This window comes from Deinococcus roseus, assembly GCF_014646895.1.
GTDB lineage: Bacteria > Deinococcota > Deinococci > Deinococcales > Deinococcaceae > Deinococcus_C > Deinococcus_C roseus.
The window spans coordinates 227,519-249,023 of sequence record NZ_BMOD01000002.1 but is presented as its reverse complement, the minus strand read 5'-3'; the positions used below and the strand labels follow the sequence as shown (position 1 = coordinate 249,023).

General features: G+C 57.2%; 23 protein-coding genes. 11 read left to right on the top strand and 12 right to left on the bottom strand.

Going from position 1 to position 21,505, the window contains the following annotated elements; genetic code table 11:
* Positions 1-2 precede the first annotated feature (2 nt).
* The 4 genes from IEY52_RS04195 to cysK all read right to left on the bottom strand — a co-directional run bounded on the left by IEY52_RS04195 (position 3) and on the right by cysK (position 3,075).
* A complete protein-coding gene (locus IEY52_RS04195) occupies positions 3-677 on the bottom strand; it encodes an LrgB family protein (protein WP_189000305.1) in 675 nt (224 codons plus the stop codon).
* Positions 670-1,020 carry a CidA/LrgA family protein gene (locus IEY52_RS04190; protein WP_189000302.1) on the bottom strand — a complete coding sequence of 117 codons (351 nt, stop codon included), beginning with the start codon at positions 1,018-1,020 and terminating at the stop codon, positions 670-672. Before IEY52_RS04190 ends, IEY52_RS04195 begins: the two co-directional genes overlap by 8 nt.
* Positions 1,017-1,739: a 5'-methylthioadenosine/adenosylhomocysteine nucleosidase gene (locus IEY52_RS04185; RefSeq protein WP_189000299.1), complete on the bottom strand. Its 723-nt coding sequence runs from the start codon at positions 1,737-1,739 to the stop codon at positions 1,017-1,019. The genes IEY52_RS04190 and IEY52_RS04185 overlap by 4 nt, the downstream gene beginning before the upstream one ends.
* A gap of 385 nt (positions 1,740-2,124) precedes the next feature.
* Positions 2,125-3,075, bottom strand: coding sequence for a cysteine synthase A (gene cysK / locus IEY52_RS04180; protein WP_189000296.1), 951 nt, complete (start codon positions 3,073-3,075; stop codon positions 2,125-2,127).
* A 104-nt stretch (positions 3,076-3,179) separates the two neighbouring features.
* On the opposite strand from cysK, the gene IEY52_RS04175 reads away from it, so the two are divergent.
* From IEY52_RS04175 to IEY52_RS04165, 3 genes are read left to right on the top strand one after another with little or no spacing between them, the layout of a single operon-like run.
* The gene (locus tag IEY52_RS04175) at positions 3,180-4,277 is read left to right on the top strand and encodes a prepilin peptidase (RefSeq protein WP_189000293.1); all 1,098 of its coding nucleotides are present in this window, start codon (positions 3,180-3,182) and stop codon (positions 4,275-4,277) included.
* Positions 4,278-4,943, top strand: coding sequence for a 5-oxoprolinase subunit PxpB (gene pxpB / locus IEY52_RS04170; protein WP_189000289.1), 666 nt, complete (start codon positions 4,278-4,280; stop codon positions 4,941-4,943).
* 50 nt (positions 4,944-4,993) lie between these two features.
* A complete protein-coding gene (locus IEY52_RS04165; RefSeq protein WP_189000286.1) occupies positions 4,994-6,781 on the top strand; it encodes a GGDEF domain-containing protein in 1,788 nt (595 codons plus the stop codon).
* Between the two features lie 56 nt (positions 6,782-6,837).
* On the opposite strand, the gene pilC is transcribed toward IEY52_RS04165, so the two are convergent.
* The gene (pilC, locus tag IEY52_RS04160; protein ID WP_189000283.1) at positions 6,838-8,055 is read right to left on the bottom strand and encodes a type IV pilus assembly protein PilC; all 1,218 of its coding nucleotides are present in this window, start codon (positions 8,053-8,055) and stop codon (positions 6,838-6,840) included.
* A gap of 8 nt (positions 8,056-8,063) precedes the next feature.
* On the opposite strand from pilC, the gene IEY52_RS04155 reads away from it, so the two are divergent.
* Entirely contained in the window at positions 8,064-8,663 is a 600-nt protein-coding gene (locus IEY52_RS04155; RefSeq protein ID WP_189000280.1) for an L-threonylcarbamoyladenylate synthase, read from the top strand.
* On the top strand, positions 8,656-9,168 hold the full coding sequence (scpB, locus tag IEY52_RS04150; RefSeq protein WP_189000277.1) for an SMC-Scp complex subunit ScpB: 513 nt from the start codon (positions 8,656-8,658) through the stop codon (positions 9,166-9,168). The genes IEY52_RS04155 and scpB overlap by 8 nt, the downstream gene beginning before the upstream one ends.
* 12 nt (positions 9,169-9,180) lie before the next feature.
* On the opposite strand, the gene IEY52_RS04145 is transcribed toward scpB, so the two are convergent.
* Positions 9,181-9,849, bottom strand: a complete 669-nt coding sequence (locus IEY52_RS04145) for an SDR family NAD(P)-dependent oxidoreductase (RefSeq protein WP_189000275.1) — start codon at positions 9,847-9,849, stop codon at positions 9,181-9,183.
* A gap of 271 nt (positions 9,850-10,120) precedes the next feature.
* Between IEY52_RS04145 and gatA the strand changes: the two genes are divergently transcribed.
* Entirely contained in the window at positions 10,121-11,572 is a 1,452-nt protein-coding gene (gene gatA, locus IEY52_RS04140; RefSeq protein WP_189000271.1) for an Asp-tRNA(Asn)/Glu-tRNA(Gln) amidotransferase subunit GatA, read from the top strand.
* A gap of 47 nt (positions 11,573-11,619) precedes the next feature.
* Here gatA and IEY52_RS04135 read toward each other — a convergent pair whose 3' ends face one another.
* Positions 11,620-11,853 carry a hypothetical protein gene (locus IEY52_RS04135; RefSeq protein WP_189000268.1) on the bottom strand — a complete coding sequence of 78 codons (234 nt, stop codon included), beginning with the start codon at positions 11,851-11,853 and terminating at the stop codon, positions 11,620-11,622.
* Between the two features lie 132 nt (positions 11,854-11,985).
* Here IEY52_RS04135 and IEY52_RS04130 point away from each other — a divergent pair, with 132 nt between their 5' ends.
* Genes IEY52_RS04130 through IEY52_RS04120 form a run of 3 tightly spaced genes read left to right on the top strand, consistent with a single transcriptional unit; the run spans position 11,986 to position 14,865 of the window.
* Entirely contained in the window at positions 11,986-12,819 is an 834-nt protein-coding gene (locus IEY52_RS04130; RefSeq protein WP_229684632.1) for a UbiA family prenyltransferase, read from the top strand.
* A 10-nt stretch (positions 12,820-12,829) separates the two neighbouring features.
* Entirely contained in the window at positions 12,830-14,176 is a 1,347-nt protein-coding gene (locus IEY52_RS04125) for a phytoene desaturase family protein (RefSeq protein ID WP_189000265.1), read from the top strand.
* A gap of 11 nt (positions 14,177-14,187) precedes the next feature.
* A complete protein-coding gene (locus tag IEY52_RS04120; protein ID WP_189000262.1) occupies positions 14,188-14,865 on the top strand; it encodes a Type 1 glutamine amidotransferase-like domain-containing protein in 678 nt (225 codons plus the stop codon).
* 8 nt (positions 14,866-14,873) lie between these two features.
* Here IEY52_RS04120 and recO read toward each other — a convergent pair whose 3' ends face one another.
* Positions 14,874-15,563 (bottom strand): DNA repair protein RecO, encoded by a 690-nt coding sequence (recO, locus tag IEY52_RS04115; RefSeq protein WP_189000259.1) that lies wholly within the window; start codon positions 15,561-15,563, stop codon positions 14,874-14,876.
* 189 nt (positions 15,564-15,752) lie between these two features.
* On the opposite strand from recO, the gene IEY52_RS04110 reads away from it, so the two are divergent.
* A complete protein-coding gene (locus IEY52_RS04110) occupies positions 15,753-16,121 on the top strand; it encodes a hypothetical protein (protein WP_189000256.1) in 369 nt (122 codons plus the stop codon).
* Between the two features lie 290 nt (positions 16,122-16,411).
* Entirely contained in the window at positions 16,412-16,891 is a 480-nt protein-coding gene (locus tag IEY52_RS04105) for a GreA/GreB family elongation factor (protein ID WP_229684631.1), read from the top strand.
* Positions 16,892-16,938: 47 nt separating this feature from the next.
* On the opposite strand, the gene IEY52_RS04100 is transcribed toward IEY52_RS04105, so the two are convergent.
* Genes IEY52_RS04100 through IEY52_RS04085 form a run of 4 tightly spaced genes read right to left on the bottom strand, consistent with a single transcriptional unit; the run spans position 16,939 to position 21,098 of the window.
* Positions 16,939-17,571, bottom strand: coding sequence for a thiamine diphosphokinase (locus IEY52_RS04100; RefSeq protein WP_189000253.1), 633 nt, complete (start codon positions 17,569-17,571; stop codon positions 16,939-16,941).
* Positions 17,568-18,512 (bottom strand): ABC transporter ATP-binding protein, encoded by a 945-nt coding sequence (locus IEY52_RS04095; RefSeq protein WP_189000250.1) that lies wholly within the window; start codon positions 18,510-18,512, stop codon positions 17,568-17,570. Before IEY52_RS04095 ends, IEY52_RS04100 begins: the two co-directional genes overlap by 4 nt.
* The gene (locus IEY52_RS04090; RefSeq protein WP_189000248.1) at positions 18,487-20,049 is read right to left on the bottom strand and encodes an ABC transporter permease; all 1,563 of its coding nucleotides are present in this window, start codon (positions 20,047-20,049) and stop codon (positions 18,487-18,489) included. Before IEY52_RS04090 ends, IEY52_RS04095 begins: the two co-directional genes overlap by 26 nt.
* 8 nt (positions 20,050-20,057) lie before the next feature.
* On the bottom strand, positions 20,058-21,098 hold the full coding sequence (locus IEY52_RS04085) for a thiamine ABC transporter substrate-binding protein (protein WP_189000246.1): 1,041 nt from the start codon (positions 21,096-21,098) through the stop codon (positions 20,058-20,060).
* Positions 21,099-21,505 lie beyond the last annotated feature (407 nt).

The following is a 21,505-nucleotide window of genomic DNA, read 5'->3' as shown; positions in this document are numbered from 1 at the left end:
CTTCAGTTGAACCAGTGCCAGATCAGGGGCACCAGCAAGGCGGTCAGGGCACCATTCAGACCCATGCCCAGGCTGCCAGCGGCGGTGGCCAGTTCCCCTTCCTGCACCATGCGGGCGGTGCCAATGCCGTGTGAGAGGGTGCCCAGCGTGAGACCCCTCAGCAGGGGAGAATGCACCCCCAATTTGTGAAGCCATGCTGGCAGCAGCAAGGCACCCAGAATCCCGGTCCAGATGCTGAGCAGGGCAGAGAGGCTGCCTGAAAATCCCTGCTTCTGGGCCACTGCCAGAGAAATCGGGGAGGTGCTGCTCATGGTGCTGAGGGCCAGATGGAACTCTGGAAGCAGGTGCAAGAGTTTTCCCAGCAGAAAAGACACCATGAGGGCGGTGAGACCTCCGCTGCAAAACCCCAGCAGGATGGTTTTCAGGTGGGTTTTCAGCAGGTGGCGCTGCTGGTGCAGGGGAACAGCCAGGGCCACCACTGCAGGCCCCAGCAAAAATTGCAGTCCTGCAGTGTGCACGTTGTAGTCTGGGTAAGGCAGCCTGGTCAGGCCCAGATACAGCACCACCAACACAATGCTGATCAGGGTGGGATTGACCAGCGGGTGCCGAACCCGTTTTTGCAGTTCTGCCCCCATCACAAAGCCCAGCACGGTGACCAGCAAAGACACTTCATTCATGGGATTTGCCCACGGTCTGGGCCATCACCCAGGAGGCCAGCAACAGCACCAGGGTCACCACCACCAGCAACATCAGCAGGATCTGACCGGACTGCAGGTACAGCACGATGCCTGCTCCTGTGGGCACAAACAGCAACCCCAGAATGGAAAGCATCTTCTCACTGGTTTGCTGCACCCATTCCACACGGATGATGTTCAGGGAGAGGGCAGCCCACAGCAGCAACATGCCCAGCACCGGACCCGGGATGGGCATGTGCAGCCATTGCACCAGGCTTTCTCCCAGGGCATCGAAGCCCAGCAGCACACAGAATCCTCGCAGGAAAACCAGCATTTGGGGTTTCACATGCGTTGAAGCATGCCCCGCACCACGCTCTTGGCCCGGATGGCCACCAGAGGCATGAAAGAACGGTAATCCACATTGGCTTCTCCGTCTGCCGTGTCGCTGAGGCTGCGGATCACCACAAAGGGGATTCCCCATTTGCTGGCCACCTGGGCCACGGCGGCCCCTTCCATTTCAGCAGCAGCCACCTGGAAGGTGTCGTAGAGCCAGCGCACCTTGTCCTTGCTGGCAATGAACTGGTCTCCGCTGGCAATGCGTCCTGAGATGGCATGGATGCCATCAATCTGACGGGCGCTTTCCAGGGCCAGTTCCTGCAGTTCTGCATCGGCCGTCCAGCTCAGTTCCTCATCGGGGATCAATCCGATCTGGTAGCCCAGTGGGGTGACATCCACATCGTGCTGCAACAGGTCGGTGCTGATCACGATGTCTCCGACCTGAAGCCCCGGGGTGACCCCTCCGGCCACGCCGGTGAAAATGATCTTCTGCACGCCCAGTGAAAGCAGGGCCTGGGTGGTCATGGCGGCATTCACCTTGCCGATGCCGCATTTGGTGATGGTCACCTGCTGCCCAAAAAGCTTGCCCTGATGGAAGGTGCTGCCCTGGTGGCTGAAGGTGTGCCCGTCCAGCAGATCTGCTGTGAGCTGGTGAATCTCTTCATCCATGGCCCCAATGATGCCGAGGGTGCCAGAAAGAAAGGGTTGGGAGGTGCTGGAAACAGTCATGCCTACGATGATATAAGAAGCGTTCGCTGCAAGGTGGGGGGTGAAACCAGACAGCAAAAAGAAGCCCCCCGATTGGGGGGATTGCTTGGTCGGTACGTGAGGTTGTTGTCAGCAGGATGATGCAGGAAGTTGGCAAGATGTTGGAGAAGAAGTCAGCACATTGGAGAAGATGCTAAGCAGGGTACCGAACTGAGTTTAGTATACAACTTCGTTGGAAGCGGTTTCAATGGGATCTATACAGCAAGATGTGTAAATCACTCCAGCCTGATGTGTGAACATCTGAAAAACACTCAGCTGGACAGCTTTACTGTAAATATACCTTCTTAATCAATATTTCAGGTTGCAGCAGCCCTCGCTGGATAACGTTTACAACGTTGCGGCCTGCTTACAGCTTCTCCCGGCTGTGGGGTTTGTAGCCTGCAGGGGTGTCTCCAGCATCCGAAAACAGCACCGTGCTGAGGTAACGCGCCCCGGTGTCACAGGCAATGGTGACCACCCGTTTCCCTGGACCCAGACGTTTTGCCACCTCCAGCGCAGCCAGCACCATCCCTCCAGAGGACATGCCCACAAAAAGCCCTTCATGCTGGGCCAGTTCACGGGCCAGTGGGAAAGCGTCTTCCTCCCACACCTGGATGATGTCGTCCAGCAGAGACAGATCCATGTTGCCCGGAATGAAGCCTGGACCCATCCCCTGAAACCCATGTTCTCCGCGTTCCCCGCCAGAGAGCACATTGCTGCGGGCAGGTTCTGCGGCAATCAGCAGCAAATCAGGATTCTGCTCTTTCAGGAACCGTCCAGTGCCCATGATGGTGCCCCCGGTGCCCGAACCGTACACAAAAGCATCAATGCGCCCTTCCATCTGCGACCAGATTTCAGGCCCGGTGGTGCGGTAATGGGTCAAAGGATTGGCTGGATTGTTGAACTGGTTGGGCATCCAGGCCCCGGTTTCCCGGGCAATGCGCTCGGCCTCCTGAATGGACCCGTGCATGCGCAGTTCAGCAGGGGTCAACACCAGTTCAGCACCATAAGCCCTCAGGGTGCGCTTGCGTTCCTCGGACATCTGGGCAGGCATGGTCAGGGTCAGGCGGTATCCTCTGGAGGCGGCCACCTGGGCCAGACCAATGCCAGTGTTGCCACTGGTGGGCTCCACAATGTGCCCTCCGGGCTGCAACCAGCCTTTTTCTTCGGCATCCAGCACCATGCCCAGTGCCGTGCGGTCCTTGATGGACCCTCCGGGGTTCAGGCCTTCCAGTTTGACATGCACCTCTGCCATCTCTTCGGTGACATGGTGGCCCAGCTGCAGGATCGGGGTTTTTCCGATGAGGCGATCAATCATAACAGGGGTATTGTATGCCCTTCAGCTGAAAAAAAACCAAGAATTGGCGCAAAACAGATGGACAGCAGGGGTCCTGCGGCCAATGTGGGTACAATGTCTGCAGAATGCCATACATCCATGCTGTTTTGTTTTTTGTGCTGGGAGCCCTGGTCAGTGGCTGGCTCAACCGCCTGATCTTCCGTCTTCCCAGAGGTCTGGCTTTAAACGGTCCTTCGCATTGCATGCACGAAAGCTGCAAACACCCCCTCAGCCTGAATGAGCAGCTTCCCCTGGTGTCTTATTTCACCCTGGACAGAAAATGTGCCCATTGCCAGAAACGCATTGCTCCAAGGTATTTCTGGGTGGAACTCATCACTGCGCTGGGTTTCGCTGCCGTGGGATATGCCTTTCCCATCACGCTCTATCCCGTGGTGACTTTGCTTTCCTGCCTGATTGTCGCCACCCTGGTGGTTTTTGCTGTGATTGACTTCGAAACCCGAACCATCGAATTCAAACAGGTCCTGCTGCTGGTTCCTCTGGGACTGCTGACCGTTTGCCTGGGAGGGGTGCTTTATCCTGCCCTGCACTTCCCCTCGGTCCTGAATGCATTGCAGGCCATGTGTCTGGGGGCAGGGGGTTTTGTGCTGGCCAACAATTACGGAAGCTGGGTGATGCGGGCCTTCAAAGAGCCCCGTTTCCCCGAACACCCCATTGGTTTCATGACCGTCAACGTGGCTGCTGTGGTTGGCGCAGCTTTTGGGGTCTGGTGGGGTGCCGGTGCCGTGGTGCTGCTGGTGGCCCTGAACCTGATCTTCAAACGGGTGGTGCGCATTCCCGACTTCCTGACCCTGCCTGCCCTGCTGGTGGTGGTGGTGCTCTCGCTGGAAAACAATTATTTTACCCACCCCCAGACGGTGCTGAATGCCCTGACTTCTGCAGGCATTGCGGTGCTGGCCCAGGCCCTGTACTGGTCCACCCGCGAACTCATCGATGATGACCAGTTTGACCCCATTGCTGTGGGTTTTGGTGATGTGATGCTGGCCGCCGTGATGGGTGCTTTTCTGGGCATCACCGGGCTCTGGAAGGGCATGATCGTGATGGCTGTCACGGGCATTTTCTTTGGTCTGCTGTCCCGTGTGGTGTTCAAGGAAAAGCAGCTTCCGCTGGCTCCCTTCATCACCTGTGGGATTGTGGTGGCCCTGGTGATGCACTGGTACGTCTGAATGCCGCCAGAATCCCCACCTGAAGTGCAGATCACGCGCCTGGCAGAACAGGTGCTGGAAGTGTATTTCGCAGACCAGCCTTCTGCTGCAGTCACAGGGCAGATCCGGGCCTTGCAGATGCTGTTGCAACAGGATCCGCCTGCAGGGTTTCAGGAATGCGTGCCTGCCTACCTGACCCTCACGGTGTTTTATGCTGGAGGTTTTCAGGTCATGCGAGAAGCCATTGCAGCACGGCTGGCAGACCTGTCCACCACCCCGCTGCCTGCACCCCGGGTGGTGGACATTCCGGTGTGTTATGCCCCACAGTACGCCCTGGACCTGCCTGAAGTGGCTTTCCACGTGAACCTCACGGAGGCACAGGTGATTGAACTGCACAGCACCCCCATCTACACGGTGCAGATGCTGGGTTTCATGCCTGGTTTTCCTTACCTGAGTGGGCTGGATGACCGCCTGAAGGTGCCCCGCAAAGCCATCCCTCGCCTGAAGGTTCCTGCAGGAAGTGTGGGGCTGGCTGGAAAACAAACTGGAATTTATCCGCTGGATCTGCCAGGAGGCTGGCAGATCATTGGTCGCACAGCCTTCAGGTTGTTTGACGCCCACAGAAACCCTCCTGCCGTGCTTGCTGCAGGGGATGGTGTGCGGTTTGTGCCTGTGAGCGAACTGTAGATCAGGGTCTTTCAGGATTCAGCAGGGACCCGCATGGCACAATGGAAACCATGACAGAGCGCGAGTCCACCGCAGTGCTGCTTCAACACCTGGACACCCTGACCCTGCCTGAAGACTGGATTTCATGTGCCCTGAGCATTGCCAGCCGACAAATCCAGACGGGCCTGTTCAGCCAGCCTGCTGTTGATCTGGCCCGTGATGTGGTGAAGCGAATTCAGCAGCAAGGACAACTCCAGGATCTGCCCCTGGCCCTCAACAACCTGGCCACCCTGCTGTTTCAGGGACAGCAGATGTACCCCGCTCTGGAACTGCTGATGGAGCACCATGATGTGCTGGCACAGGCCAGCCTGCTGGAAAGGCGCAGAACCCTGAATGTGCTGGGCGGCATCCATCAGATTCTGGGGGATTTGCCGCTGGCCTGCAAATATTACAACCAGGCCCTGGAAGTGGCCACCCTGGCCCAGGATCAGGTGTACCGGGGAAAACTGCTCAACAACCTGGCTTTGCTGCTGCAACAACAGCAGAAACACCAGGAGGCCAGAGACCTTTTTCAGGAAGCAGAGGCCCTGCAAAGAGAACTCAACAACCCTCCAGAACTCTGTCTGGTGTTGATCAATCAGGCCAGTTTGCTGCTCAATGCCGCCGACACCCAGCCCAGCGAAACAGACCGCAAGCAAATGTTGCAACAGGGAATGCAACACCTGCTGGAAGCACAGATGTTGCTGCAGCAGCATCCCAATGTCAACCAGCAGGCTTCAGTGCAAGATTATCTGGCCCGTTACCTGCTGAAAGAGGGACGGTTCTCAGAGGCCCATGCCTGTGGTTTGCAGGCACTGCAAACCGCCCAGATGTTGCACAACGAAGAAGCCATCTGCCATGCCTGCTTGACCCTGGGAGAAATTCGGCTGGCCCAGGGCCATTTTGCAGATGCCTTGCTGCACCTGCAGGCTGCAAGAGCAGGCTTTGAAGAACTGGGTTTCAAAGAGAACCTGCTGGATGCCCTGGATGTCCTGGTGCGGGTGTTCAAGCAAATGGAACGCTATCCTGAAGCCCTGCAGCACCTGGAGGCTCTTTACCATCTGGACCGCGAGGTGCGCAGCGAAGAAGCCAGCAGGCAAATGGAAGTGCTGGCCTACCAGCGCAAACTGGAACGCACCCAGCACGAAACAGAACTGGAACGCCTGCGCAGCGCACAGCTTGAACAGCTGGTGATGGAACGCATGGAAGAAGTGCAGGCCCTGCTGGAGAAAAAAAGCCAGCTGGAAGAAGCCAACCAGCACATGCGGGAACTCACCGAAAAAGACGGCCTGACCGGGGTGTACAACCGGCGTTACCTCAACGAATGCTGCGAAAAAACCTTCCAGACCATGCGGCAACAGGAACAGGAATTCAGCGTGCTGATCATGGACATCGACAATTTCAAGGGCATCAACGACCGCTTTTCACACCAGACTGGAGATGTGGTGCTGAAAAAACTGGCCGAATTGCTGCTGCAGGCCCTGCGCACCAGCGATGTGGTGGCCCGCTATGGGGGTGAAGAATTTGTGGTGGTGATGCCCCACACCAGCCTGCACAATGCCACCATGGTGGCCGAACGCATCCGCAGCACGGTGGCCAATCACCCCTGGCAACAGGTGCATGCAGATTTGAAAGTGACGCTCAGCCTGGGGGTCGCCAACAACTTCAAAGTTGAGGGCCCCGAGCAGATGGTTCACGCTGCAGATGAAGCCCTGTACCACTCCAAACGCACAGGCAAGAACCGTGTGACCGTCAGCCCTCTGTCCAGGCCAGAGGGGGATGTTGCAGATCCTCCCACCCAGAACCAGCATCAGGGCTGAACAAAAAGACCAGGACAGCGTCCTGGTCTTCTGCTTTGAAAGGTTTTGGCTGGGGTTTATTTGCTGAGGGCGTTGATGATGGAGAACATGGGCAGGAACATCCCCGCCACGATGCAACCCACGATGCCCCCGAGCACCACGATCATGATGGGCTCGATGGCTGCCGTCAGCGAGTTGATGGCTTCTTCGACTTCACGGTCGTAGTAGTCCGCGATCTTGTTGAGCATCTGGTCCAGCGCACCTGCTTCCTCACCGATGCTGATCATGGAGATCACCATGGGAGGGAAGACCGGAGAGGTGGCCAGGGCGTTGGACATGGGATCCCCGGACATCACACTCAGCTGGGCGTTGGAAATCGAGGACTCCACAATCACGTTGTTGGCAGTGCCTTTGGTGATGTCCAGCGACTCGATGATGTTGACCCCACTGGACAGCAGCAAACCGAAGGTGCGAGAGAAGGTGGCAATGGTGGAACGCTTTGCCAGGGTGCCAAACACCGGGATTTTCAGTTTGATGGTGTCGATGTTCCATCGGCCCTGTTTGGTCTGGTAATACATGCGGAATGCCACCACGGCTGCTGCAACGATCAGGATGAGCAACCAGAGCTGGTGCTGCAAAAACTCAGAGATGGCCACCAGTGCTTTGGTGAGCGGGGGTTGTTCTGCGCCAAGCTGGGTCAGGATGCTGGCGAATTGCGGAACAATGGTGGTCAGCAGGAAATAGGTGATCCCGATGGCAAAGGTCAGCACGATGGCTGGATAGGTCAGGGCATTCTTGATTTTGCCCCGCAGCTCCAGTTCTTTTTCGTAGAAACCGCTGACCCGGTCCAGCACCACTTCCAGGTTACCGGACACCTCACCGGAACGCACCAGGTTCAGAAACAGCCGGTTGAACACCTTGGGGTATTTGGCCAGTGCTTCAGAGAAGGACAGACCACTCTCCACTTCAGAACGGACCTTGCGGATGACTTCCTGCATGCCCTTGTTCTCGGTTTGTTTCTGCAGGATCACCAGGGCCTGAATCAGGGGCACACCGGCCTGAATCATGGTGGCCATTTGCCGAGCGAAAATCGCCACATCTTTGAGGCTGGGAGCCCGTTCCAGGCCTGGGATTTTGATGTCTGCATTGAGGCCCGTGGCAGGAGCCTTGATGTCCACAATGAAAAAGCCGCGTTGACGCAGCGCGTTGCGTACCTGGTCGATGGTTTCCGCCTCAATGGTGGAGGTGATGACCTGTCCACTGCCTGAGCGTACCTTATACTGGAAAGTCGGCATATCTCAGTATGAATCAGGACACAGTCAATCATCAAGCTTTTGTAACCCTGCAGGCAGGAGGTCTGGTGGCCATTCCCACGGAAACCGTGTGGGGGCTGGCCTGCGACCCGTTCAATGCTGCAGCGGTGGAGCGCTTCTATCAGGTCAAAGGCAGAGACCCCTCCAAGCCCTCTCAGGTGCTGTGCGCTTCAAGGGAGCATGCCCGGACACTGGCCGCTTTGCATGAAAACGATCACCTTCGTTTTGAGCGGCTCTCTGCAAGGTTTTTCCCAGGCTCCCTCACGGTGGTGGTGCCAGCGGTCTCCAGTGTTCCCATCTGGGTGGCCCCCCATGGAAAAGTGGGGGTGAGGGTGCCAGACCATCCCCTCACCCTGGCGCTCTTGCAGGCCTGCGGTGGGTACCTGCTGGCCAGTTCCCTGAACCGCAGTCAGCAACCTCCCGCACTCAGCCAGCAGCAGGCCCTGGAGCTGCATGAACTCTACGATGTGCTTCTTCCCGGAGAAATCAGCCATGGGCAATCCAGCACGGTTTATGACTTTGAGAAACACCAGATTCTGCGACAAGGCCCCATTTCGTTGCAGGACATCGAGGAGGCCCTGAATGCTTGACGTGATTGGTGCAGCCCTGCTGGCTGCAGGACGCCCTGTGGGGGTACAGGAACTTGCTCGTCTGGTGGGGGTTCCTGAAGAAGCCGTACACCGCAGCATGCAGGACCTCAGTCCAACCCTCAGGCAGGTGGGTCTGGCCATCGAAGCTGTGGCCGGAGGATACCGCCTGATCGTTGCCCCCGAACTGGTGCCTGCCTTGGAGCCCCTGATGGCACCTCCAGCACTGCCGTCCCTGTCCCAGGCGGCCCTGGAGGTGCTGGCCATTGTGGCCTACAAACAACCCATCACCCGTGCAGACATCGAACTGATGCGCGGCAGCAGTGCCAGCAGCCTGATCACCCTGCAGGAACGCGAACTCATCAAGGTGGTGGGCCGCAAAGAGGTGATTGGCAAACCCCTGCTGTACGGCACCACCGGGAAATTCCTGCTGGAATTTGGACTGAAAGACCTCACAGAACTGCCTGCCCTGGAACTCGAAGGCCTCACCGAATTTTTGCGTGGTTGAGGGTTTAAAGGTTCAGACCGTGGGCTCAGGATCTGGAGCCATCTGCACTTCTGCAGGCAGTACGGGCATCTGGTGGATTTCCCAGAATTTGTCGGCAATGTGGTTGGGTGAAAAAGCCGTGGTGGGGGAGACCAGACCCATCACGGTGATGGTGCTGACCTGGATGTTGTAAGGCCGCAGTTCCTCGGCCAGCAGCAAAGCCAGACCCCTCAGACCCGCCTTGCCCAGAGAGAGGGATCCCAGACCACTCTGGGGATTCAGGGCCAGACCACCTCCCGTCAGCAAGATGGTGCCGCCCCCCAGGGTGCGCATCCCTTCCAGCACACTGCGCACCGCCACAAAAGCCCCCAGCACATTCACCCGGTAATCCTCCAGAAAAGCCTCATCTGAAAGGGTCACCAGCTCCCCGGCATGGTGGGAAGCTGCGTTGTACACCAGCGTGTCCACAGCTCCCAGTTCCTGCTGGATCTGCTGCAAGACCTCTTTCAGGGATTCAGGATTCCCTGCATCTGCACTGTAGCTCCGGGCCTGGTACCCCGAAGATTGAATGCGCTGGCTGTACTGCTCCAGCTTCTCTGCCTGCCTTGCCACCAGCGCCACCTGATACCCTGCACGGGCAAATTTGGCCGCCACGGCATACCCAATTCCTGCGCCCACACCAATGATCACTGCGACTTTCATGTTTTTAACGTAGCCCTTCATCTGAGGGGGGATTGGGTGAAGTGACACAGGGAACTGAAAGGCAAGGAATGCTAAAGGGCCGAGCGCCGAGGGCCAAGAGCGTAGGGTGCTAAAGCCTTGGCAAAATTTCAACACTGCAAAGCTTTAGCAAAAGCCTTCTTTTGCCCTCGGCGCTCGGCCCTGCGCCCTCAGCAGCCATGGGTTGTTGCCTTCTGCTCTTTTCTGTACGTGCCTCCAACCCCCAGAAACGCCAGTGGTATAGTGTTCAGGTATGCTTACGGCTGCTGAAATCGCCCAAAAAATTCGTGCTGGAGAGCTGAGTGCTGTGGAAGTGGCACAGCAGACCCTGCAGACCATTCAAGCAAAAGACCCCGAAATTCAGGCCTTTGTGAGCCTCACCGAAGACCTCGCCCTGAACCGTGCCGCCCAGATTGATGAAGCCGTGCGCCTGGGAAGTCCAGTGGGACCGCTGGCGGGCGTTCCGGTGGCCATCAAAGACAACATGAATTTGAAAGGCACCCGCACCACCTGTGCCTCCCGCATTCTGGAAAATTACGTCAGTCCCTACACCGCCACCGTGGTGGACCGTTTGCTGGCCGCCGGAGCCATTCCGGTGGGCAAGGTCAACATGGACGAATTCGCCATGGGTTCCAGCACCGAAAACAGCGCCCTGAAGTGCACTGTGAATCCCTGGGACCACGGACGGGTGCCCGGAGGATCCTCTGGAGGCAGTGCTGCAGCCGTTTCTGCAGGGTTCACCCCCATTTCTCTGGGCAGTGACACCGGAGGCAGTGTGCGCCTTCCTGCCGCCTTCACCGGAACGCTGGCCCTGAAGCCCACCTATGGCCGCATGAGCCGTTACGGTCTGGTGGCCTTTGCCAGTTCCCTGGACCAGATTGGACCGTTTGCCCTCTCCACAAAAGACCTCGCTCTGGTGATGGATGCCACCAGTGGCCGCGATCCTCTGGATTCCACCAGTCTGGATGTCAAACCCGATTTTGCCTCCGCACTGGGTCAGGACATCAAAGGCATGCGCTTTGCCTACATCAAAGAATCCCTGGGAGCAGGAAACACCCCTGGTGTGCAGGCTGCTCTGGACCGCACCCGTGAAGTGCTGGAAAGCCTGGGGGCCACCTTCAGCGAGGTGTCCCTGCCCACCCTGGAGTATGGCATTGCCGCCTACTACCTGATCTGCACCAGTGAGGCTTCCTCCAACCTGGCCCGCTACGACGGCATGGTCTACTCCAGCCGCGTTCCAGCCGAGGAATTCAACACCAGCATGAGCCGCACCCGTGGAGAGCACTTCGGGCACGAAGTCAAGCGCCGCATCCTGATGGGCACCTACGCCCTCTCCAGCGGTTACTACGATGCCTTTTACTCCAAAGCCATGAAGGTGCGCAAATTGATTGCCCAGGACTTCCAGCGGGCCTTCCAGGACTTCGATGTGCTGGTCACCCCCACCAGTCCCTTCCCGGCTTTCAAATTTGGCGAGAAATCCAGCGATCCTGTCGCCATGTACCAGAGCGATGTGGACACCGTCAGCATAAACCTGGCAGGTGTGCCTGCCATCAGCGTTCCTGCAGGTTTTGAAACCGTGGAGGGCAAAGGGCTCCCCATCGGGATCCAGTTCATTGCACCTGCCCTCAAAGACGAGCGCCTGATCACGGTCAGCGATGCCTTTGAACGGGTGACTGCAGGGGCTTATCTGAAAGTTGCACCTTAGAAAAGAAAACATCCCAGAGCGTTGCTCTGGGATGTGAATTTTAGAATTCAGGGTTCAAGATTGATGGAACTGATGCTCCCGAGGCGCACGGCCACGTAAGGGCTGGTCTGGGGTTTGCCGTTCACCGTGGCGTTTTCCAGGATCACCACATCGTAGGTGGAGAGCTCGAAACTCCCGAGCTGGGCCTTCAGGCTGGCCTGAACGGTTTCGGGAAGTTCGTCAAATTGCACACGGTTGCCTTCGAAAAGCTGGGCATCAGCAACAAATCTCACTTGATCCATGAGGTTCAGCTTAGCATTTCGGTTTGCTGAAAGGGAAAACCCCAGGCTTCAACAAGGCTTCAACCAAATCCAATTGCAAATCACAGGGCATTCTGTCCTGTTCCGGGGGGTTCGGGTGATAGGATTTGGAGCGTGTTTCGTTTGTTTTGGGTGTCCCGTCCGGCCTTGTGGATCAACACGCTGGGGGTGGCGGTCACCGGATTGTGGCTCAGTGGGCACCTTTACACCCTGGATGTGCGGTTCTGGGTGGTGATGGCATGGCTCACCCTGCCTTTCAACCTGCTGATTTACGGCATCAATGACATTTTCGACCAGGCCGAGGATGCCCTCAACCCGCGCAAGGGTGGGCTGCAGGGTGCCAGAATCTACCCGGAGGATGTGCCCCGCATCTGGATCTGGGTGGCGGTGCTCAATGTTCCCTTTCTGGGGTATTTCTGCCTGACCTTGCCCTGGCAGGCCCTGCTGTGGATGCTGTTCTACGCGCTGGTTTTTGTGGGTTATTCTGCCCGGCCTGTGCGCTTCAAGGCCCGGCCTTACTGGGATGCCCTTTCCAATGCGGCTTATGCCTTCCCGATGGCGTTCATTCCCCTTCTGATGGGGTCTGCGGTGCCCTGGTGGGCTCTGTGTGGCACCATGGCCTGGAGCGTTGGCAAACAGGCTTTCGATGCCATTCAGGACATTCCCCATGACCGTCAGGTGGGGATTGTCAACACAGCCGTCCGGCTGGGCGTGGAGGGCACCATGTTCTGGAGTGCGGCGTGGTACACGGTGGCTTTTCTGTGCTTCGGGCAACTCAGTTTGCTGGTGGCTCTGGCCGTGATGCTGGTCAATGGCCGCCTGCTGTACCGGCTCCACCTGAACCCCACCCCTGCAGAAGCCCGCAAAATCTATCCCAGCAGCATGCTGAGCCCGTTGTGGATCGGAACGGTGGCCGGAATTCTGCTGGTGGCCTCCCTGGTCCGATGAGCAGGTTCTGATGGGGGAGTTGCTGGTGCTGGGAGGAGGCTTTGCTGGTCTGGCTTCTGCGTTGCTGGCGGCTTCCCGAGGGCATCAGGTCACGCTCTTTGAAGCAGAAACCTGTGGAGGAAAAAGTGCCCAGATTGAGGTGGCAGGCCAGCGCATCGACACGGGGCCTGCGGTCTGGAGTTTCCCGGCAGTCTGGAATGAGGTTTTTCTGCAGGCAGGCTTGTCAGAGTGGGCCGATGTGCCTCACCACAAGTTGGATTCCCTGGGCACCCACCATGGGAAACGGGTGCTGGACCTCCTGCCAACGCCTGCAGATGCAGGCTGGCAACGCTATGCTGAACGGGCTTCCCGTTTGACAGACACCATCGAAAAACTGCTGTACACTCCTCCCCGGATTTTGAATCCTGAATTTCAGCGCCTGAGTGCGAGGCTTTTTGCAGAACTGGGACATCACCTGACTGCACGCAGTTATTTGCAATCTTTGAACCTGCCCCCACAACTGGAAGAATCCCTGGCCGTGTATGCCCTGAACACCGGGGCTGCACCGGAGGAAGCCAGTGCCCTGCACGCCCTGGTGCCTTACGCCATGCTGCAGGATTTGCGGGTGCCTGTGGGTGGCATCCATGAGCTGGTGTTGCGCCTGAGAGCAGCCTGCTTGCATCTGGGGGTGAAGATTCTTGAGCACACCCCGATTTTGAAAGTCCAGAAGAACCGCATCGACACCACAGCGGGTGCCTTCCTGGGCACGGTGGTTTCCACCCTGGATTTCGAGCGTCTGCGGGTTCTGATGGGGGAGGCTGTGCAAAAACCTGCCCGCCTCAGTTGCAGCGGAGTGGTGCTTTATGCTGTCCTGAAAGAGGAGCTAGACCTGCCGTTTCACAGTGTTTTGCTGCCAGAGAGCACCACGCAACTGGCTCAGGACATGCAAAACCTCAGGCAAAGTGCCTCCCCGATGGTCTTTGTGAACCATTACAGGCCCCATCACATCTACCCACGGAACACCCTGCCAGTGCTTACTGTGGGTCTGACAGCACCACCAGATGCACAGCTTTATGACCTGGACCACCCCTGGCTGAAAGCACAACTGAACCGGGTGGAAAACGTGCTGCAAGTCTCTTTGCAAGACAAAATCCAGGATGTTGCTTTGCTGGACCCCTGGCAGCTCTCCAGATGGGGAGCCTGGGGAGGGGCCATTTATGGCAAACTGAATCCCTGGTACCGCTCGGGTCCCTTTCATTTTCCGGGATACCGTTATCGGGGCATCTGGCTGGCTGGTACGGGCGTGCATCCCGGCGGCGGCATTCCAGCCACCCTGGGGGGAGCCCTGATTCTGCATCAACTGATGAATCACATATAGGAGGATTTTTCATGCATCTGTTTCTGCTTGGCAACACCCCCGGTCTGGAACGGGTCAAAGAGGATTTTCTGGCCCTGTGTGGAGAAAAACCTCGTATTGCTGTGCTGTGTGCCGGGGAAAAATGGCCCAGATACGCTCCCCATTACCTGCAGGTGCTGACCACAGCAGGAGCTGCAGAAGTGCAATTTATTGGCGAAGAAAACGGTCAATTGAACCCGAGAAAAGCCCACGCCATTTTGCAGGGGGCCAGTGGCATTGTGGTGGGCGGAGGCGACACCTACCTGTACCAGCAACATTATGTGCTGTCTACCCTCTCAGACCTGATCCGCCAGAAAGTGCGTGCAGGGGTACCTTACCTGGGGATTTCTGCTGGAGCCATCCTCAGTTGCCTGACCTGCCTGATTCCAGAAGAGGACCGCACTTCCCCAGAACAACCCCATTACCTGCCCGGATTTGGTTTCATGAGCACCCTGGTTTTTCCCCATTTCTCAGAATGGGATGGTTTTGCTGAATTGCAAGCTGCTGCAGCAGAACTCCACATGCAGGAGGTCTGGGGTCTGGATGAACAGGCTGCAGCGTACTTCCATGACGGCACCTTGCACCACACTTATGGCGAGTGGGTCTGGAAGGTCAAACCCACCGGTGAGGCGCAGAAAATCATGAAAGACGCTCCTGTCTTGCTGGACTGAGAAAAGTTTTACTGCACAGAGCGCAGCACTTCAAAGGACTTCAGGATTCCAGCGTGGGTCACAATGAATTTCTCCAGCACCATCCACAGATCCTTGCGGTTGGGCTGGGGATGTTCCATCAGATCCCGCACGGTGCGGTTGTGCACAGAAGCCAGGAAAGCCGCACTGTCGGCAGAAAGGCGGATGCCAGAATTCTTGCTGGTGAGCACCCCACGGTCTGCATCAAAAAATGTGCCCTGAGGGTCTTCGGTGCGGTGGGCCATGCCCAGGCTTCCCAGCAGTTTGAACGCCATCACCAGGGCCACCCATTCCGGGTCATCATGGGAATTGAGGCCTCGCAAAGCGCCTGCCAGCAGGTCGTAGGTCTGGGGGATGTCCATTTCTCCAACCACCACATGGTCCACCAGTTCGCACAGAAAACTGGCCAGCGGATAAACTTCTGGTTTCACCAGCTGTGAGAGGGCTCCTTCCAGTTTGACCTGGGTCAGCAGGCCCAGATCTTCCTGCTGCCGGTGGTAAATTTGCACCGTGACATGTTGAAAGAGGTTCAGTTTGAGGGTGCTGGGAGAAGGTGCAGCTTTGCGGCTGACCCCTTTGAATTTTCCTCTGGGGGTCAAGAGAGACACGATCATGTCCCCATTGGGGGTGGTGCTGCGCCTCAGAATGATCCCCGAGATGTTCTTGTAGCGTTCACGCATGGGTCTGGGTGGTTTCCTCTCCGGGATTGAGCTGCACAACAAACCAGAAACCAGGCCACAGACTTTGCTGGCCTGCTGCTGGAATGCCCTGCTGCGCCCAAACTCCAACCTCCATTTTACCCTGTTCTGGGGCCAGAAATGCCACATTTTCTCACTTCATCTGAAGGGGTCAAACTTTATAATGGGGGGGTGTCAGACCACACCGAGCGCGAATTGTTGTTTGAACTTTTTCCGGAAACCGCCCGCAAGCTGTATTCGGAACAGGGACCGTCGTCGCCCACCCTGGGACTGTACGCTGTGGAAGCGGGAAAACTGGCCCTGGTGTACGGAGACCGCCTGCTGGAACTCGAACCCCTGGAAAAACACGCCAAACATGCCGTGATGTGCGACCTGTGCCACACCACCCTCAGCCGTCTGGACGCGGTGTTCTACCGTGCCCGCATTGGGGAAGGGCTGTACCAGTACATCAGCCTGTGTGAACGCACTGCAGGTTGCCTGGGGCGCACCACCAGAGACCGCCTGCAGCACCTGGTGGAACGGCTGGGACTGGTTCACTGAATTGAGTGCAAAATTCTGGCTGATCATGTCATTGAAATGACATGTGCCGAGGGCCGAGAGCTTAAGGCGCTTTTGCGTTTGCACTCGCTGGCCCTGTTTTGCCTCCAGGCGCTAATGGAACGCATTCTTAAAGCGTGATTCTGCTGGAACAGCGAAGTCGCGCCATGTGTTTTTTGCCCTCGGCCCTCGGCCCTCGGCATCTTTCCCCATTGCCCCTCCATATTGTGTATTTGCAAAAACTGTGGCACAATGTCGGGCATCAATCTGAACCCCACTTTCCGGAGGTAACGGTGAGCCGCGAAGTAAAACTCACTCAAGAAGGGTTCGAGCGCCTGAAACGGACGCTGGAACATGAACAGGAGCGCCTCGCAGAAGCCACTCGCATTCTCAGCGAGCAAATGGAAGCCGCCGACGATCTGGAAGACAACGGCCTCGAAGAAGCCAAGCGTGAAAAGCTGAACATCGAGACCCGCATCGAAGAGCTCGAAGACATGCTTTTAAGGGCCAAGATCATTTCTCCCGCAGACCTCAAGGAAGAAAGCGTCAACCTGGGGGCTTATGTGACCCTGGAAGACGAAAAGACCGGCAAGCAGCTCAAAGTGCAACTGGTCAGTTCTTCTGAGGCCAAGGTGCTGGGCCAGCGCATTGTCTCTGAAGACAGTCCGGTGGGCACCCAGTTGCTGGGCCGCAAAGCTGGGGATTCCTTTGTGGTCAACCTCGATGAAGGCAAACGCCAGCTCAAGTACAAGGTGCTCGGAATCGAGTACTGAACCATTCTCAAAGTCATGCTTTCCTCCTCTCCCTGGGGAGGAATTTTTCATGTGTGCTGCACCACCACCAGCCCCAGACCTGCTGTGCACCACACTTTGACCTGATGCTGCACAGCCACGTTGCTCATGGTCCAGCCAGAGCCTCTTTCCACGTGGGCATCAAAGAGTTCCCAGCGCACCCCTCTGATGTTGAGGTGATGCAGGGGCAGCACAGCCAGCACACTGAGGGTCTGCTCTGGAACGGTATGCAGAACCAGTGGGTGGTGCGGATGCAGGGGGTGCACGCTCTCGGTTCCGCTGTGCAGCATCAGGTCAATGTGAGGGTAACGGGTGGCCAGCAGCATCACGGCCAGGGTGTGGTCGGTGCGGCCTCCCAGTGCGCCCCACACGATGATGGTTTTTGCTCCCTTTTCCAGCGCGTATTCCAGGGCAATTTCGGAATCCAGCAGGTCCTTGTTGGTGGGGTAGGGAATTCTTTGCAGGTCTGGATGGTCCAGCAGGGTTTCTGGTGGAGCGGAATCAAAATCCCCCAGCCACACGTCTGGCCTCACCCCCAGTGTTTTGACGTGCTGGATGCCTCCATCTGCCACCACCACCAGATCGGTAGGATGGGTTTTCAGCACCTGCTGCATGTGCTCTGTGGGATGAAGCTCCCCGTTGATCAGCACGTAACAGATCATCTTCTGAACCCCCGGACCAGCTGGCGGTCAATCCTCAGGGGCAGGGAAGACCCTGCATGCACCTGATGCTCAAATGCTTCCCGTTCACTGAGGTGCACCTGATAGTGCTGCTGGCGCAATTCCACCTGTGCAGAAACCTCGCTGCCCAGACGCTCCACAGCCAGCACTTTTGCGGTGGGTTCTGCTGCATCCAGCTTGAAGGCATGCTGGGGAATGAAAAAGTCCTCAAAAACATTGTCATGGCCCAGAAAACGGGCGGCCCACTGGCTTTCCGGGTGGTGGTACAGGTCTGTGGGGGTGCCCATCTGCTCAATCTGGCCTTCTCGCATCAGCACAATTCTGGAAGCCAGTTTGAAAGCCTCCTGCTGGTCGTGCGTCACCAGGATGGTGCTGTTCTGGGTTTCTCTCAGTGTGCTGAGGAGTTCGTTTTGCACCTCTTCCCTGAGTTGCTGGTCCAGATTGGAGAAAGGTTCATCGAGCAGCAGCAAACGGGGATTCACAGCGAGTGCACGTGCAAAAGACACCCGCTGCTGTTGCCCTCCAGAAAGCTCTGTGGTTTTGCGCTTTTCCAGGCCTTGCAGATTGACTTTTTCCAGCCATTGCAGGGCCTGTTGTTCTGCTGCTTTGCGGGGCATTTTGCGTTCAATCAACCCGAACATCACATTGCCCAGCACGTTCAGGTGCGGAAAAAGCGCGTAATCCTGAAACACCAGCGAAAAAAACCGCTTCTCTGGAGGCAAGGTGGTGATCTCCAGGTCGTCCCACCAGACCTCCCCCTGATCGGGGTGTTCCAGACCGGCCAGGATGCGCAGCAAAGTGGATTTTCCACACCCAGAAGGCCCCAGAATGGCCAGGGCTTCGCCGTCCTGCATGCTGAAACTGACATTGGAGAGGGCATGGGTGGCACCGTAATTTTTAGAAACTGTTCTGACCTGCAGCATCTTCTTCCAGCACCTGAAAAGCCATGTAGGTGATGCCTAAAAGCATACTGGATAAAGCCGCAGCCTGCCCGAGGTTCTGTGCTCCGGGCCTTCCCAGCGTCTGGTAAATCAGGGTGCTGAGGGTGGTCCATTCGGGCCGCTGCAAGATCAAGGTGGCTGCAAATTCCCCAATGGCACTGGCCAGAGCAAAAGCGGCTCCAGTGCGGATGCTGCTCTTCAGAAGCGGCAAAATCACCCGTTGCCACACCCTGAGGGGACTGGCCCCCAGCACCCGTGCGCTCTGCAACATGCTGGGGCTCAGGCTGCGCAGTCCAGCCAGCACCGTGCGGGTCACAAAAGGATGGGCCAGCAGCACATAAGCCCCGATCAGGAGCGTCAGGCTGGCACTGAGGCCTGGATAGGCCAGCAGGTACCCCACACTGACACTGACCATGGAGACCAGAAAAGGCAGCAGGCTCAGGGCATCCAGCGCTGGACTGGCCCTCCTGAAGGTCACAATGGCCTGCAAGCCCCCCACAACCACGCTGAGCACCATGGCGATCCCGGAAAACTTCAGGGTGTTCCACAGGGCCTGCAGCGTGTCAGAAGTGAGGATGCCCCGGTAAAACGCCCAGGTGATCCCCTCTTGCCCCAGCACACTTTTCAGAAACACACTCAGCAGAGGGGCCAGAGCAATCAGGCCCGTCAGGCCCGTCCAGAAAAGCACTTGCAGCCACTGCAGCCCCTGTGGTCTGGGAAGGGTTCTGGTCCTGAATTCTCCGGTGCTTGAGGTGCGTTTTTGCAGATTTGTGTACACCACAGCCGCCAGACCTGTGATCAGAAACTGCACCAGCACCAGAATTCCTGCACTGGACAAATCAAGCTGGTACAGGGTCAGGGTGTAGATCTCCACCTCCAGGGTGCTGAATTTCTGACCTCCCAGCAAAAGGGCCAGCGAAAAACTGCTGAAACAGTACAAAAACACCAGACTGAACGCCCCCAGCAGGTGGGGCAGCACCAGAGGCAAAGTCACCCGCCAGAGCACCCTCCAGCGGTTTGCCCCCAGCACTCTGGCCGCCTGTACGGTGTGCTCGGGAATGCGCAACAGACCTGCGTACACAAAGCGGACAATCAGGGACTGGTTGTAAAACACATTCCCCAGAATCACCAGAAAAGCCGTGTCCTGCAAATGAATGCCAGTCAAACCCCTGGCTCCCACCAGACTGAGGATCCCCATGGCCGCCACAATGCTGGGCGTCACCAGAGGCAGCATCAGAATGCGCATCAGGGTGGTTTTGAACGGAAAATCATGCCTTGCAAGGGTCAGGGCTGCCGGGACTCCCAGCAGCACCGAGAGCACACTGGAATACGTTGCCTGCTGCAAAGACCACCCAATGCGCTCCCAGTAATACTTCTCGTGCAGCACTTCCTGCGCCTGGCGCAGGAACCCACCTTCAGCTCCTGCCAGCAAAGCCCTGACAAACGGGTAAATCAGAAAAAAGCCCAGAAATCCCAGAGGGATCAGGGCCAGAAGGAAGGTGGTGAAGGTGCGCTGCATGGGGGATCTTACAAATCCTTCAGGTCCGCATTCCTCAGCACCACTTTGGTCCAGTTTTCCACCCATTTTTGCTGACCTGCAGCAATTTCGGCAGGGGTCAGGGTTTTGGTGTAGACCGGGGTGCCTGCGTAACGGTAGGTGGGATCCAGTTTGATCCCCTGCGCCACCGGGTAAACCCACATCTGGGTGGGGATGTCTGTCTGGGCTTCTTTTGAGAGCAGGAAATCAATGAATTTTTTGGCGAGGTCCACGTTCTTGCCGCCTTTGATCAGCGCAGCTCCCTCAATTTGCAGGAAGCTGCTTCCGGGCAGGAACAGGTTGGCGGTGGGGCTGGTTTTGGGTTTCTTCTCGGCGTAGAACACTTCGGCAGCAGGGGAAGAGGAGTAACTGACCACAATGGGTCTGGACCCTCCGTTGCGGCTGAATTCGGTGTAGTAAGCGTCTTCCCAGCCTTTGGAGACCTTCACGCCATTGTCCCGCAGACCAGCCCAGAAGCTGTATGCGCCTTTCTCTCCCAGTTCTTTGATGGTGGCCAGCAGGAAAGCCAGACCGGGACTGGAGGTGGCAGGGTTCTCCACGACCAGCAGGTTTTTGTACTCGGGTTTCAGCAGGTCCCCCAGGGTTCTGGGCAGGGCCAGTTTGTTTTTCTGAAAGAAAGCCTTGTCGATGTTGAGGGCCACATGACCGTAATCCACAGGGTTAAAAGCCCCATTCAGCAGGTACTTTTTGGGCACGTTTTTCAGGGCTGCCGACTGGTATGGGGCCAGGAGGTCTGCTGTCAGGGCTCTGGACAGCAGGGTGTTGTCGATGCCATACACCACATCGGCAATGGGAGCATTTCTGGTGAGGATCAGTTTGGAAACCATCTCTCCGGCATCTCCAGCCTTGATCAGTTGCAGTTTGACGTCATTTTCCTGCTCGAACTTTGCAAGCAGTTTCTTGTCCAGGTTGAAAGAACTGTGGGTGACCACCCGCAGGTCAGCAGCATGGGCAGAGGCAAACAGGGACGTGGCAAGCAGGGGCAGGGTGAAAAACAGGGTCTTTCTCATGAAAAAATCTCCTTTCGCGTCGAAAGGAGAGAATGCTGTGAAACGGTGGCACTCTCCCTCCGCTGGTCCGAACCAGATCAGGTGATGGGGTATGATCTCAGCCCGCAAGCGCTGTTCAAAGCGCATTTTGGGGCACCCCCGGTGACGCAAAGAAGAGTATACCCCAGAAGTCTGAAGGGGCAGGGTGGATTGAGCATACTGAGCGGCCGAGGGTCAGGGGAGAGAACCCAGAGCTGCTGTAGCTCAAGCAAAGGGTTGACCTCAGAAGCTGATGCAAACGCTTTTGGTGTGGCCCTCGGTCATGGGCTCTGGGCTCTGGGCTTTTTCCTCAGCGTGAATCATCACAGTACAATCAGATTGAACCCTTAAAATAGATGAAGCCCCAAGCCGCAACTTTGAGATTTGAA